This window comes from Burkholderia sp. Ap-955, assembly GCF_011753045.1.
GTDB classification, from domain to species: Bacteria; Pseudomonadota; Gammaproteobacteria; order Burkholderiales; family Burkholderiaceae; genus Burkholderia; species Burkholderia lata_D.
This window is the reverse complement of sequence record NZ_VWWH01000003.1, coordinates 212,685-226,703: the sequence shown is the minus strand read 5'-3', so window position 1 is coordinate 226,703 and position 14,019 is coordinate 212,685. Positions and strand designations below refer to the sequence as shown.

Sequence of the window (14,019 nt, the reverse complement as noted above, 5' to 3'; positions counted from 1 at the left end):
GTGGTACGGCTGTTCGCAGCGCGTGCGCCGTACCGTCAGGGCTTTACTCGCTGCTCGTCCACTCGACGTTCGCGCCGACCGAGCGCAGGTTCTCGACGAAGTGCGGGTGCGCGCGGCGGATCGGCAGCGCGTTCATGATTTCCGAGCGGCCTTCGATGCTCGCGGCCACCATCAGCAGCGCGATCGCGACGCGGATGATGTACGGGCTCTCGACGCGCGCCGGCGTCAGTTGCAGCCCGCCGAACGTGATCAGCCGGTGCGGATCGGACAGCAGCACGTGCGCGCCGAACTTCGACAGCTCGCCGGACCAGCCGAGCGCGCCGTCGTACACCTTGTTCCAGAACATCGCGCTGCCTTCCGCACGCACGCCGAGTGCGATGAAGATCGGCAGCAGGTCGACCGGCAGGTACGGCCACGGCGCGGCTTCGACCTTGGTGAGGATGTTCTGCGTGAACGGCCGGCGCACGCGCAGCGGGCCGTCGCGTTCCGCGCGCGACCAGCCGTCGCGGTGCGTGACGTTGACGCCGAACTTCGCGAATGTGCGGTCGATCAGCGGGAAATGCTCGGGCGACGAGTTGCGCACCGTGATGTCGCCGCCGGTGATCGCACCGAGCGCGAGGAACGTCGCGATTTCATGGAAATCCTCGGCGAAGCGGAACTCGCCGCCGCCGAGCTTGCGGCCGCCCGTCACGCACAGCCGCGACGTGCCGAGGCCCTCGATCGCGACGCCGATCATCGCGAGGAACTGGCAGAACTCCTGCACGTGCGGCTCGGACGCCGCATTCATCAGCGTCGACGTGCCGTTCGCGGCCGTCGCGCACAGCGCGAAGTTCTCGGTGGTTGTCACCGACGCGTAGTCGAGCCAGTGGTCGTTGGCCGTCAGCGGGCCGTCGGTGCGGACGATCAGCGAATCGGGCGTGCGCTCGATGTGCGCGCCGAAGCGCTCGAACACCTCGACGTGCGGATCGATCTCACGCACGCCGAGCGTACAGCCCTTCACGTCGTTCTCGAGGCGCGCGACGCCGAAGCGCGCGAGCAGCGGCGGGATCAGCATGATCGACGAGCGCATCGCTTCCGGCAGCCGATGGACGGCCGGATCGAATTTCGTGTTGCGATGGTGGAGTTCGAGCAGGCCCGTCGTGAAGTCGACCGACACGTCGCTGCCGAGCGTGCGGAAGATGTCGAGGATCTTGCGCACGTCGGTGATGTCCGGCACGCCGATGAGGCGCAGCGGCTGATCGGTCAACAGGGTGGCGCACAGGATCGGCAGGACGGCGTTCTTGTTCGCGGACGGCTTGATGTCCCCGCGCAGCGGAGTGCCGCCGTGGACGATGAGATTCGACATGATATGGGGGCGTATCGGTGACTGACGTAGGCCCATATGATGCCATTGGTCGGCGGGCGGCGTGGCATGTTCAGCGGGGAAAAGGGGGAATCGACGCGTGTAACTGACAGTGTTTGACGTGGTGCACGCGAAGCAGCGGGGTCGTTGCCGGCTGGCGCCGAGCCATGCGTGATGGCCGGCCACAGGTCGCGGCCGGCCATCGGGCCAGGGTGTTACTGCGCCGCCCGCATCCGCGCGGCGACCACCAGCGAGATCAGGCAGCCGACCGCGAGATAACCGGCGACGAGGTGCCACGAGCCGCCGGCCACGCTGACGAGGCCGACCGCAATGAACGGCGTGAACCCGCCGCCGACCACGCTCGCGAACTGGTAGCCGACGCCCGCGCCGCTATAGCGGTATTCGGCGCCGAACAGCTCGGTGAACAGCGGCTGCTGGACGCTCACGACCATGTCGTGCGCGGCGTTCGCGAGCAGGATCGAGAAGATCACGATCCATGCGATCGACCGCGCTTCCAGCGCGACGAAGAACGGGATCGCCGACGCCAGGCCGATCAGCGCGCCGATCAGGTAGATGCGGCGCAGGCCGTAGCGGTCGGCCAGCCACGCGAAACACGGGATCGTCACGCAGCTCACCGCGCCCACCAGCAGGCCGATGTTCAGGAACAGGTCGCGCGACATGCCGAGGTTCGTCGTCGAATAGCTGAGCGCGAACGCGGTGACGATATACATCGTGAACAGTTCGGCGAGGCGCAGCGCGATGATCAGCAGGAACGCCTTCGGATGGCGCGTGAGCGCTTCAAGCACCGGCAGGCGCAGCTTGCGGTTGCCGTGTTCGACCTTCTCGACGAACTCCTGCGATTCGTCCATGTTCTTGCGGACCCACAGCCCGATCAGCACGAGCACGATGCTGAACACGAACGGCAGGCGCCAGCCCCACGACTTGAATGCGGCCTCGCCGAGCGTGTGGCTCAGGATCGACACGATGCCCGTGGCCAGCACGAGGCCGACGCCGTAGCCGACCTGCACACCGCTGCTGTAGAACGCCTTCTTCTGCTTCGGCGCGCTTTCGACGGCCATCAGCGCCGCGCCGCCCCATTCGCCGCCGACCGCGAACCCCTGGATCGCGCGCATCAGCACCAGCAGCACGGGCGCCCACCAGCCGATCGTCGAGAATGTCGGCAGCAGGCCGATCGCGACCGTCGACAGCCCCATCAGCATCACGGTCAGCACCAGCATCCGCTTGCGGCCGAGCCGGTCGCCGTAGTGGCCGAACACGACGCCGCCGAGCGGCCGGAACAGGAAGCCGACGCCGAAGGTCGCGAACGCCGCGAGCGTGCCCATCGTCGGGCTGACTTTCGGAAAGAACTCGGAATTGAATACCAGCGCGGCGACGATCCCGTACAGCAGGAAGTCGTACCAGTCGACGACGGCGCCGACGAAGCTGCCGATCGCAGCCTTGCGCGCCTGGTTGCGCATGCGGGCGCTGGCGGCGGCGTCGAGGGTGTCGAAGGTTGGGGTCATTGCGATGTCTCCTGGCACGGCGCATCGTGGAATCGTGGCGGCGCCGCGTCCGATGCTGCATTGAAGTCGATGAGTGAACGGAGAATAGGGCGCGCGCCGCATGGCGGCAATTGGCCAATCGGGCAGAGTGCGCGATTATCGTTCAAATCCGTGCGATTATCGAACGCTTTCCGGGTTTGCACTAGGCGGCGTGACGATATCCCGTTTGGCCAGGGTGTGCCGCCGTGAACGAACTGGTTAAAATTGGCAGCATTGAAAACCCGCCCGTTCGGGGCGGATGCGCGGTCGCCACCCCGGCCGCGCATGCCGCACGCAACGAGCGCCATCCCCATCGACCGCATGCCCCCGGAGACTGGAATGCCCGGCAATTCCCACCCCCTGTCCAGCGATACGCCGCCCGTTGCCGATCCGGCTGCCAATCCGCTCGGGATGGCCGGCCTCGAGTTCGTCGAATTCGCGGCGCCCGTGCCGGAAGCGCTCGCGCAGCGCTTCGAGCAGCTCGGGTTCAAGGCGATCGCGCGGCACGTCAGCAAGAACGTCACGCTCTACCGGCAAGGGCAGATGCACTTCCTGATCAACGCCGAGCCCGATTCGTTCGCCGCGCGCTACGCGGAGGAATATGGAATGGGCGTCTGCGCGATCGGGCTGCGCGTGGCCAGCGCCCGGCGCGCGTTCGAGCGGGCGATCGAGCTCGGCGCATGGGCGTTCGAGGGCGAGAAGGTCGGCGTCGGCGAGCTGAAGATTCCGGCGATCCAGGGCATCGGCGATTCGCACCTCTATTTCGTCGACCGCTGGCGCGGGCGTGACGGCCAGCGTGGCGGCGTCGGCGATATTTCGATCTTCGACATCGATTTCCGGCCGATCGACATCGCGACCGCGCATACCGACCTCGACTGCGTGGGCGTCGGGCTGCAGCAGGTCGATCATTTCACGCAGACCGTCGGCGCGGGGCGCATGCAGGAGTGGCTGGATTTCTACCACGACCTGCTGCATTTTCGCGAGATCCACGAAATCGACGCGCACTGGCATGTGTCGGAGGAATCGCGCGTGATGGTGTCGCCGTGCGGCGCGGTGCGGATTCCGGTCTACGAGGAAGGTACGCGGCGCACCGAGCTGATGCATGCGTACCTGCCCGACCACCCCGGTGAGGGCGTGCAGCACGTCGCGCTGGCCACCGACGACATCCTGTCCTGTGTCGATGCGCTGCGTGCGAACGGCGTCGAATTCGTCGAGCCGCCGGCCCGCTATTACGACGACGTCGATGCACGGCTGCCGGGGCACGGCGTCGATCTCGATGCGCTGCGCCGCCGCGCGGTGCTGGTCGACGGCGAGATCGGCCGCGACGGCGCGCCGCGCCTGTTCTTCCAGACCTTCGTCAAGCGCCGGCCCGGCGAGATCTTCTTCGAAATCGTGCAGCGCAAGGGGCACCACGGGTTCGGGGAAGGGAATCTCGCGGCGCTCGCCCGCGCACGCGACGCCGGCTGAGCGGCCGCGGCGCCCGCATCAGACCTCGGACCTCGGGCGTCACGCCGTTACACGTCAAGCGTCACGCGCCGGCGGCCGGCATGCGGTTCGGCGCGGGGTCGTTCGGCTCGTGCAGCACGCATGCGGTCCCGCCCGGCGTGTACATCGACACGACACAGCGGTTGCATGACGTACAGCCCGACTGCGCGAGCCGGCCGTCGCGCAGCCCGTTGACGAAATCCGGCTCGAACACGAGCGCACGCGCGAGCGCCACCGCGTCGAACCCTTCGCGCATCGCCTGCTCGACGTTCCCGCGTGAACGTACGCCGCCAAGATAAGCGAGCGGCATCCTAACGGCCGCGCGCACCTTCTTCGAGTGCTCGAGGAAATACATCTCGCGAAACGCGCCCATCTTCGGCTCGGTAAGCTTCTGCAGCGCCATCGCGGTGCGCACGATCGCGTTGTCTGCATTCGCGCGCGCGTCGCCGGGCAACGGGCTGCCGAACAGCTGCCACACCGATTCGACGTTCATCCCACCGCTGAGCACGAGCAGATGCGCGCCTTCGGTTTCGAGCCGCCGTGCGATTTCGCAGGCATCGTCGGCCGTTCCGCCGCCGCGCACGCCTTCGGTCACGCCGATCTTGCAGACGACGGCGAGGTCGCGGCCCACCGCATCGAGCACGCGGCGCAGCACCTCGGCCGGGAACGCGGCACGCCGCGCCGCGTCGCCGCCATACGCATCGCGGCGGCGGTTGTACAGCGGCGACAGGAACTGGCTGAGCAGATAGCCGTGTCCCATGTGGATCTCGACGGCATCGAAGCCTGCGTCGCGCGCATGGCGTGCGGCCTGCGCGAATTCGTCGGCGACCGCCGACATCTGGTCGCGCGTCATTGCCTGTTTCAGAAAGCGGCCGCTCATCACGCCGACCTTGTTGAAGCCGCCCGACGCACTCAATGGCCGTTTGGTCGACAGCGACGGCAGGAACGTGAAGCAGCCGCCGTGCGTGATCTGCGCGGATGCGGCGGCGCCGTGGCGATGGACGGCGTCGGTCAGCGCGCGGAACTGGCGGACCGTCGGCACGTCGAGCCGCGCCTGGTCGACGAACGTGCGGCCGTCGTCGCTGATCGCGCAGTACGCGACGGTCGTCAGCGCGGCGCCGCCTTCGGCGATGCGTTCGTGAAAACGCACGAGCGCACGCGACGGCACGCCGTTCGGCGTCATGCCCTCGTTGGTGGCGGACTTGATCAGGCGGTTGCGCAGCGTCAGCGGGCCGATCTGCAGCGGGCTGAACGCGGGTGACAGTTCGGTGGGTTCCATGTCGGTCGGACGTCGGGAAGGGGCTCGACGATCATTGTGCGCACCCCGCACCGGCGCGCATCGTCCGGGTGGATGGCCCGATCCGGCCGAATGAAGCATGAGACGGCCGCCCGTGACGTTCGGGTATCGGCGAGGCTGCCGGTTTGCGGAAATGCATCGATCAATGGCATCGTGACGAAGCGGCATGCCGCACACGTCAGGACCATCCGGAGAACCGCATGACCAGCCAGTCACAGCCGAAGCAGAAGCGCATGCCGAAACCCGCCGGGCGCCAGGCGATCCTGACCGAGCAGCGCCGCCGGAAGATGGCACGTTCACCTCACGCGTACGTGCGCGGCAATACGGCACGGTTCTACGAATAGCTCGTCGAAACCAACGGCAGCGCACTGCCGCACGGGCCGTCGATCTGGATCTGCGGCGACTGCCATACCGGCAACCTCGGCCCGGTCGCGAACAGCGATGGGAAGGTCGATGTGCAAATCCGGGATCTCGACCAGACGGTCGTCGGCAATCCCGTTCACGACCTGATCCGCCTCGGGCTTTCGCTTGCGACGGCCGCGCGCGGGTCCGCACTGGCGGGCCTGACGATCGTGCACATGATGGAGGCGATGACGGCCGGTTATGCGTCGGCATTCGGCAGCCGACACGCGAAGCTGCCCGAACGTCCCGAACCGGTGCACCTCGTGATGAAGCAGGCCATGCGCCGCTCGTGGCGGCAACTTGCTGTCGAACGGATCGAAGGGCTCGCGCCGACGATTCCGCTTGGGCGCCGCTTCTGGCCGCTGAGTGCGAAGGAATCCCGTGCGATCGGCAAGCTGTTCGGCGACGATGCGATCGCGATGCTCGCCACGAGCCTCAAGGGCCGCAACGACGGGGGCAAGGTCGACGTGCTCGACGCGGCGTACTGGGTGAAAGGCTGCAGTTCGCTGGGACGGCTGCGCTACGCGGTGCTGCTCGACATCGACGGCGACGTGACCGACGGCGACGACCTGTGTCTGATGGACATCAAGGAGGGCGTGACGGCCGCGGCACCGCGCGACGAAACGGCCGCGATGCCGCGCGACAACGCCGAGCGCGTCGTGGAAGGCGCGCGGCATCTGTCGCCTGCCCTCGGTGAGCGGATGCGGGCCGCGCGCCTGCTCGATCGCGCGGTCGTGATCCGGGAACTGTTGCCACAGGACCTGAAGCTCGACATCGATCTGCTCGCCGAGGACGATGCGCGTGACGTCGCGCGCTATCTCGGTGCGGTGGTCGGCGCCGCCCACGCGCGCCAGATGGACAAGCCGACACGCACGGCGTGGCGCACCGAACTCGGCCGCAACCGTGCGAAGACGATCGATGCACCCATGTGGCTGTGGAACAGCATCGTCCAGCTCGTGAGCAGCCACGAAGCGGGGTATCTGGAGCATTGCCGGCGCTTCGCCGCCGGTGAGTAGAGTGTCGCCGCGAGCGACGACCGGGACTACCCGGTCGCGCCTGGCGTGAGGCTCTGCCGACGCATGCCGTCGAAGATCGCGTTCGCCGCGCCCGCCGGAAAATCCGCCGGGATCTGCGCGGCCGCTTCGACAATCGCCGGTTCCGTGCGAGCCACGACGCCCGCCATCGCGGCATGCACGTCGTCTTCGGTCCGGCCGGCACGCCGGCCCTGCGCGATCCAGTGGCGCGGCTGGATCGCGTCGCCCTATGCGCGCCGAGCCGTGCTCGGCACCTTGAAGAGCCGCTCGATGTTGGCTCCGACGGGGGAGCAGGATTGCTGCGTGACGCCGGACGAGCGGGATGCGTTGTCAAAATACAAACCAAAGACCGTATCCGCCAAAAACAAGCGATAGCCTGTCAGGCGTAAATCCGACCCGCCATCCCGCGTCAAGCCTCACGCCGCCCGCAGCGGGCTCGCGTGCGCACTCCGCGCGCTTTCCGGATCGTCGTCGCCGAGCGGAATGAACGCCATGATTTCCAGGTCGTGCCCCGACAGCGCCGGCAGCCGGAACGGGCTCGACAGCACGTTCAGCCGCCGCACGCCGAGCTCGCGCAGGATCTGCGAGCCGATCCCCGTCACGCGTCCGTCGCGGCGCGCATGCCCGGTCGGCACCCGCATCGCGTCGCCACGCATGTCGCAGTCGAGCAGCACCGCCACGCCGCAGCCGGCCGCGTCGATTCGTTGCAGCGCGGCGTGCAGCGGCCACGAATGCGCGGACGGCTCCGCATCGAGCAGGTCGAGCAGCGAATGGCATTCGTGCACGCGCGTCAGCACCGGCGTCGACGGATCGGGCTCGCCGCGCACGAGTGCGAGATGCGGCGCGCCGTGCACGGTGTCGCGATACTCGATCGCGCGGAAACGCCCCCAGGGCGTATGCAGCGGCCGCTCGCCGACGCGTTCGACGAGCGATTCGTGTTCGCGCCGGTAATGGATCAGGTCGGCGATCGTGCCGATCTTCAGCCCGTGATGCGCGGCGAACGCCTTCAGGTCGGGCAGCCGCGCCATCGTGCCGTCGTCGTTCATCACCTCGCAGATCACCGAGGCCGGCGTGAGCCCCGCGAGCGCCGCGAGATCGCAGCCGGCCTCGGTGTGCCCCGCACGCACGAGCACGCCGCCCGGGCGCGCGGCGATCGGGAACACGTGGCCGGGCTGCACGAGGTCGTCCGGGCGGGCGCTGGCCCGCACCGCCGCACGGATCGTGTGTGCGCGATCGGCCGCCGAAATGCCGGTCGTCACGCCTTCGGCCGCCTCGATGCTGACGGTGAACGCGGTGCCGAACGGCGCGCCGTTGTGATCGGCCATCGGCGGCAGCTTCAGCTGCTCGCAGCGCTCGGCGGTCAGCGTGAGGCAGATCAGCCCGCGCCCGAAGCGCGCCATGAAATTGATCGCGTCGGGCGTCACGTGATCGGCCGCGATCACGAGATCGCCTTCGTTCTCGCGATCCTCTTCGTCGACGAGCAGGACCATTCGGCCCGCCCGCAGTTCGTCGACGATCTCCAGCGTGCCGGCGAGCGTCATGAGGCCTCCGTCACATCGAACGCGCGGCGCAGCGCGTCGGCGCCGAAGGTCAGCACGCGGTCGGCTGCATCGATCGCGCCGAGCATGCTCGCGAAACCATGAAGCTGGCCCGGCCAGCGCACGAGCGTCACCGGGGTGCCGGCCTGCGCGAGACGCAGCGCATACGCTTCGGCCTCGTCGCGCAGCGGATCGAATTCGGCGCTGATGATCGTCGCCGGCGCCACGCCTGCGACGTCCGGCGCGGCAAGCGGGCTCGCGAGCGGCGACGCGCGATCGGCGCCGTCGTCGAAATAGTGCTGCTTGAACCAGCGCATCGCATCCGCCGTCAGGAAATAGCCGTTGCCGAGCGTTTCGTACGACGGATGCTCGGTCGCGCAATCGACAACCGGATACAGCAGCAACTGGTGCGCGATCGCGATGCCCGAGCCGCGCAACTGCAGCGCAGCGACGGCCGCGAGATTGCCGCCGGCGCTGTCGCCGGCCACGGCGATCGCCCCGGTGCGCGCGCCGAGATCGCGCGCGCTGGCGGCGGCCCAGCGCACCGCGTCGCATGCGTCGTGCGCGGCCGCCGGGAAGCGCGCCTCGGGCGCAAGCCGGTAGTCGACCGACAGCACGAGCGTGCGCGCCCGGGTTGCGAGGCTGCGGCACAGGTTCGCGTGCGTATCGATTCCGCACGACACGAAGCCGCCGCCGTGGAAGAACACGGTCAGCGGCAACGGCCCGTCGGCGGCGGGCCGATACAGCCGTGCGGACAACTGACGGCCCGACAGGGGAATCCGCCAGTCCTCTTCGGCGGCGACGGCATCGCCCGGGGCAAACGCGCCGCCGGCGGCAAGACTCGCGCGATACGCGGGGACGGTGAGCTGCGCGAAATCGATCGCGGGTGCCTGGGCGAACGCGGCGAGCAGCGCCTGCGCCTGTGGGTCGAGCGGCATGGGGACTCCTGTCTGGATCGGATGCGTTTTGAATCAGGTAAACCCGTGTCGCGGTTTTCCCTGAGTCCGCGCCGGACGCTTGCCGGCACGGCCTGACGGGCATTCCAGCGCAGCGGGCAGGGCGCCACATCATCCGATCGGACGATGGTTCGTTCGCCCGGATGGCCAATTCTCACCATTCAGTGAATCTCCCGATGACGCCGGAATTTAGACGCGTCTTAATCATGGCGGCGCGGGTGGGTCGCGCCGGAAACATGTCGTATGGAGGATGGAGCGTGCTGATGGAGACGAGATGGGCTCCGCAAGAGAGCCAGGCAACCAGTGACGAGGCCGACATCGGCGTCGCGGATTTCAGCGAACTGATGGCGCGCATCTACCAGGGGCCGCTGGAGACGCCGCCGTGGGCCGGCGCGCTCGAACTGGTCCGCCGCTGGCTGCAGGCGAACTACGTGACGCTGATCCTGCGCGCGGCCGCGAGCGACCGCCGCGCGCCGCTGTCCGTGCACGCGTCGGAATTCGGCCCGGTGGTGCCGGGCGACGGCGAGGCGTCGTACAACAACTACTACTATTCGCTCGACCCGTTCGTCGGCCTGCCAGCCGATCGCGTGGTCACGGTCGACGACGTGTTCGGCGACACGGGCTGGCTGTCGAGCGAGCTGTACAAGCAGTTCCTGAAGCCGCAGGACGTGCGCTATATCCTCGGCGCCGACCTGCGCACGGCGTCGGGCGTCGAGTGCCGCTTCCGCGTGTGCCGCAACCATGCGTCGAAGCAGTTCTCCGCGCGCGACAAGGCGATCTGCGCGCTGCTGCTGCCGCACCTGAAACGCGCGGTGGAACTGCATTCGCGGCTCGACACGGCCGAGGTCGAACGCTCGATCTATGCGAATGCGATCAACCGGATGCAGATCGGCACGATTACGCTCGACGAGAACGGCACGATCATCGACCTGAACAGCGTGGCCGACGAGATCCTCAAGCAGAACAACGGTCTGACGATTGCGCGCGGCACGATCGAGGCAACCGATGCGCAGGAGAACCGCACGCTGAAACGGCTGATCCGCCATGCGGTGATGGGGCACCACGGCACGGCCGCGGCGACCGTCGAGGCGATGCCGATCACGCGCAGCTTCGACAAGCCGCGCCTCGGGCTGCTGGTGCGCACGGTGCTGCTGTCCGACTGGTCGGAAGACAACAAGCGGCGGCCGGCCGTCACGCTGTTCCTGCGCGATCCCGACCGCAAGCCGCAGGGCGCGCAGGAAATCATCCGCAAGCTGTTCGACCTGACGCCCGCCGAGACGTCGCTCGCGCTGCTGCTGACGAACGGGCTGACGCTCGAGGAGGCAGCGGAGGAATCGGGGATCAGCAAGAACACGGCGCGCACCCATCTGCGCGCGATCTTCTCGAAGACGGGCGTCACGCGCCAGGCGACGCTCGTGCGGATTCTGCTCGGGAGCGTCGTGCCGCTCGGGTAAGCGAGAGCCAGAGCCCAGATCGGTGACACGGGCGGAATCGCCGAATCCGTGCGCGATGCGGTCGGAAACCTGCGGGCCGCCCGCCGACGTGGCGACGTGCCGCCGAGAAGGTCGCTGGCTGCACCGTGACTCGGGCAGCCCCCACCGCGGGCCGCATCGCCCGCGGCGTTTTCCTTTCCTCCGAATCGTCGATGCGACCGCGTCAGCTTCGACTCAAAGCGTCTCGATCGCCAGCGCGATGCCCTGGCCGCCGCCGATGCACAGGGTGACGACGCCGCGCTTGATGCCGTCGCGCCGCATCGAATGGATCAGGCGGGTCGTCAGCACCGCGCCCGTCGCCCCGATCGCATGACCGTGCGCAATCGCACCGCCTTCGACGTTGACGATCTCCTCGGCGATGCCGAGCTGGGCCGCCACCGCGATCGGCACGACCGCAAACGCTTCGTTGATCTCGAAACGCTCGACGTCGGCCAGCGTCCAGCCCGCCCGCTCCAGCGCGATCCGGACGGCCGGCACGGGGCCGAGCCCGAACATGCCGGGTTCGACGGCTGCGACGCCGAATGCAACCAGCCGCGCACTCGGCGCAATCCCGTGCGCGTCGGCGAATGCGCGATCCGCGACCAGCATCGCCGCCGCGCCGCTGTTCAGGCCCGGCGCATTGCCCGCGGTAATCGTGCCGTCCGGGCGGAACGCCGGCTTCAGCTTCGCGAGCGCTTCGAGCGTCGTGTCGGGGCGCGGCGTCTCGTCGCGCGCAAACGCGACGCGCGTCTTGCGCTGCAGGACGTCGACCGGCACGAGTTCGGCGTCGAACTTGCCGTCCGCCAGCGCGGTGGAAAAGCGCTGCTGCGAGCGGAGCGCCCAGCGATCCTGGCGATCGCGCGAGATGTCGAGCTGGCTCGCGAGATCCTCGGTATGCCAACCCGAATGCTGGTCGGAAAACGCATCGACGAGGCCGTCGCGCAGCATGCTGTCGCGGATCGGCGCGTCGCCCATCCGGTAACCCGAGCGTGCGCCGTCGAGCAGGTACGGGGCGCGCTCCATGCTTTCCATGCCGCCGGCGATCGCCGCATTCGCGTAGCCCAACAGGATCTCCTGCGCGGCGTTGACGACCGCCTGCGCGCCGGAGCCGCAGACACGGTTGACCGTGAGCGCCGGCACCTTGACCGGCAGGCCCGCGCCGATGGCGGCCTGCCGGGCCGGATTCATCTTGTTGCCGGCCTGGATCACGTTGCCCAGCACGACCGTGTCGATCGCCGCGCCGTCGAGGCCGCTGCGCCGCAAGGTTTCGCGGATGGCGATCGCCCCGAGCTCGGTGGCCGGGGTGTCCTTCAGGGACCCGTTGAACGTACCGATCGGTGTCCGGACGGGGTGGCAGATGACGACTTCGCGTGTACTCATGTTGCGTTCCTGGATCGCGTTGCAAGCTGCGCGGACGAGTCGGTTGCGAACGGGTGCGCGCCGCGCCATTCGCGTCGCCGGTTCGATTGCACCGTGACGCCGGCAGGACCCGCCGGCGCGGTGCAAGGCGGCCGCCTCCGATGACCGGATTACGCGGCGCTCCTTGACGGAACGGTATCTATGCATATGCATACTGTCAACGGGGGCATTGCGTATGAGATTGAGGGGGCAGGGCATGCCACCGGGGAGAGGGGCGCGCATGACGACGCGCACGTCGCGGCCGGCGATCGGCTTTCAATCGCGCAGTGTTGACGGTTTTTTGCGCCGATTGCAGAGGCGTTTGGGTGTGCGGGGCGGGCTGGGAGGGAATCGGGATGACGTGTTGTGCTCGGCAAGCTTGTACCCGATGCGGAGTTCGGGAATCTCGACATTATAGAAATAATGTCAAATTAATCACTGCGACGAATTGGATATTTAACGGTTTACGTTATATTATTTACGAAATCACCAGCCCAACCCCGCCATGTCCGATCTCGCTGCCGACGAATCCCGCCTGACCGCCGAAATCGAGCGCCTCAAGGCCGACTTCCCGAAAACCCGCGAGCTGTATCGCGAAGCCTGCGCGCTGCTGTTCTTCCGTTTCGGCATCACGCCCACCGCGAACCGCCTGTACCAGCTCGTCCGCAAGGGCAGCATGAGCACGCCGACGGCTGTCCTCGGCGAGTTCTGGGCCGAGCTGCGGGAAAAGAGTCGCGTGCGCATCGAGCATCCCGATCTGCCGGCCGATCTGCAGGCGGCCGCCGGTGAACTGGTGGCGGCGCTATGGAATCGGTCGAGCGCCGACGCGGCCGGCGCGCTCGACGCATTGCGCGCGGAAGTCGAGGCCGAGCGGGCGGCGGCGAAGGCGGAAGTCGCGGCACTGCAGGCCGAACTGGCCCGCACGGAAACCGCGCTGGAGCAGCGCACGGCCGCGCTGCTGGCCGCGCAGGTGCGCATTCAGGAACTGGAACAGGCGAGGGCGGCGGACGACGCATCGCGGCAAGCGCTGCAAGCGGATATCGAACGCCTCACGGCCGACAACGCGGAAGGCGACCGCGCGCTTGCGCAGGCACGGGCGGATTTCACCACCCAGCTCGACCGGCTGCGCGACGATGCCGGCCGGGCCGAGGAGCGCTTGCGCGCGTCGGAGAAGCGTGCGCTTCAGGAGATCGATCGCGAGCGGCTCGCGGCCGCGCGGATGCAGAAGGAACTCGAGGCGGCGGCGTTGCGCACGGAGCAGCGCGATGCGCAGCAGCGGAAGGAGGTGGCCACGCTGCAGGCGCAGCTCGGCGACGCGCTGCATCGATGCGGCGTGCTTCAAGGGCAGCTCGACGGCGCGCAGGCAGCCGATGCGGCACGGGCCAAGGAACTCGATGCGCTGCGGCACGAAATGACAGCGCTCTCGCGCCGGTCGGCGCTGCGTGGCGCCAAGGCAGCGCCAGCGGCACGACGGGACGAGCGGAGGGCACGCACGCGAAAGCGCGCGGACGAAGCGCCGCCGCGCTGAAGGAGAAACCGCAAGCGTGCGTCAGC

General features: G+C 68.3%; 9 protein-coding genes and 2 pseudogenes. 4 read left to right on the top strand and 7 right to left on the bottom strand.

The window, feature by feature from the left end; genetic code table 11:
- Positions 1-43: 43 nt before the first annotated feature.
- Positions 44-1,345, bottom strand: coding sequence for a UDP-N-acetylglucosamine 1-carboxyvinyltransferase (locus F3J15_RS03225; RefSeq protein ID WP_166887650.1), 1,302 nt, complete (start codon positions 1,343-1,345; stop codon positions 44-46).
- A 212-nt stretch (positions 1,346-1,557) separates the two neighbouring features.
- Positions 1,558-2,865, bottom strand: coding sequence for a shikimate transporter (gene shiA, locus F3J15_RS03220; protein WP_089485816.1), 1,308 nt, complete (start codon positions 2,863-2,865; stop codon positions 1,558-1,560).
- 357 nt (positions 2,866-3,222) lie between these two features.
- Between shiA and F3J15_RS03215 the strand changes: the two genes are divergently transcribed.
- Complete coding sequence (locus F3J15_RS03215) at positions 3,223-4,350, top strand: VOC family protein (RefSeq protein ID WP_089485815.1); 1,128 nt, start codon at positions 3,223-3,225, stop codon at positions 4,348-4,350.
- Positions 4,351-4,411: 61 nt separating this feature from the next.
- On the opposite strand, the gene F3J15_RS03210 is transcribed toward F3J15_RS03215, so the two are convergent.
- Positions 4,412-5,647, bottom strand: a complete 1,236-nt coding sequence (locus F3J15_RS03210; RefSeq protein ID WP_166887647.1) for an NADH:flavin oxidoreductase — start codon at positions 5,645-5,647, stop codon at positions 4,412-4,414.
- Between the two features lie 218 nt (positions 5,648-5,865).
- On the opposite strand from F3J15_RS03210, the pseudogene F3J15_RS03205 reads away from it, so the two are divergent.
- A pseudogene (locus F3J15_RS03205) lies at positions 5,866-7,083 on the top strand (DUF2252 family protein).
- Positions 7,084-7,109: 26 nt separating this feature from the next.
- Here the strand turns inward: F3J15_RS03205 and F3J15_RS37680 are convergent.
- The 3 genes and pseudogenes from F3J15_RS37680 to F3J15_RS03190 all read right to left on the bottom strand — a co-directional run.
- Positions 7,110-7,319 (bottom strand): annotated as a pseudogene (locus F3J15_RS37680) (type II toxin-antitoxin system HipA family toxin); the annotation flags it as partial.
- A gap of 198 nt (positions 7,320-7,517) precedes the next feature.
- Entirely contained in the window at positions 7,518-8,642 is a 1,125-nt protein-coding gene (gene ribBA / locus F3J15_RS03195; protein WP_166887644.1) for a bifunctional 3,4-dihydroxy-2-butanone-4-phosphate synthase/GTP cyclohydrolase II, read from the bottom strand.
- Positions 8,639-9,577 (bottom strand): alpha/beta hydrolase, encoded by a 939-nt coding sequence (locus F3J15_RS03190; protein ID WP_166887642.1) that lies wholly within the window; start codon positions 9,575-9,577, stop codon positions 8,639-8,641. The genes ribBA and F3J15_RS03190 overlap by 4 nt, the downstream gene beginning before the upstream one ends.
- Before the next feature lie 281 nt (positions 9,578-9,858).
- On the opposite strand from F3J15_RS03190, the gene F3J15_RS03185 reads away from it, so the two are divergent.
- Complete coding sequence (locus F3J15_RS03185; RefSeq protein WP_069251570.1) at positions 9,859-11,049, top strand: LuxR family transcriptional regulator; 1,191 nt, start codon at positions 9,859-9,861, stop codon at positions 11,047-11,049.
- Between the two features lie 213 nt (positions 11,050-11,262).
- On the opposite strand, the gene F3J15_RS03180 is transcribed toward F3J15_RS03185, so the two are convergent.
- Complete coding sequence (locus F3J15_RS03180; protein ID WP_166887639.1) at positions 11,263-12,447, bottom strand: thiolase family protein; 1,185 nt, start codon at positions 12,445-12,447, stop codon at positions 11,263-11,265.
- A gap of 523 nt (positions 12,448-12,970) precedes the next feature.
- Between F3J15_RS03180 and F3J15_RS03175 the strand changes: the two genes are divergently transcribed.
- Positions 12,971-13,993 carry a DNA-binding protein gene (locus tag F3J15_RS03175; protein ID WP_166887636.1) on the top strand — a complete coding sequence of 341 codons (1,023 nt, stop codon included), beginning with the start codon at positions 12,971-12,973 and terminating at the stop codon, positions 13,991-13,993.
- The last annotated feature ends 26 nt before the right edge of the window (positions 13,994-14,019 follow it).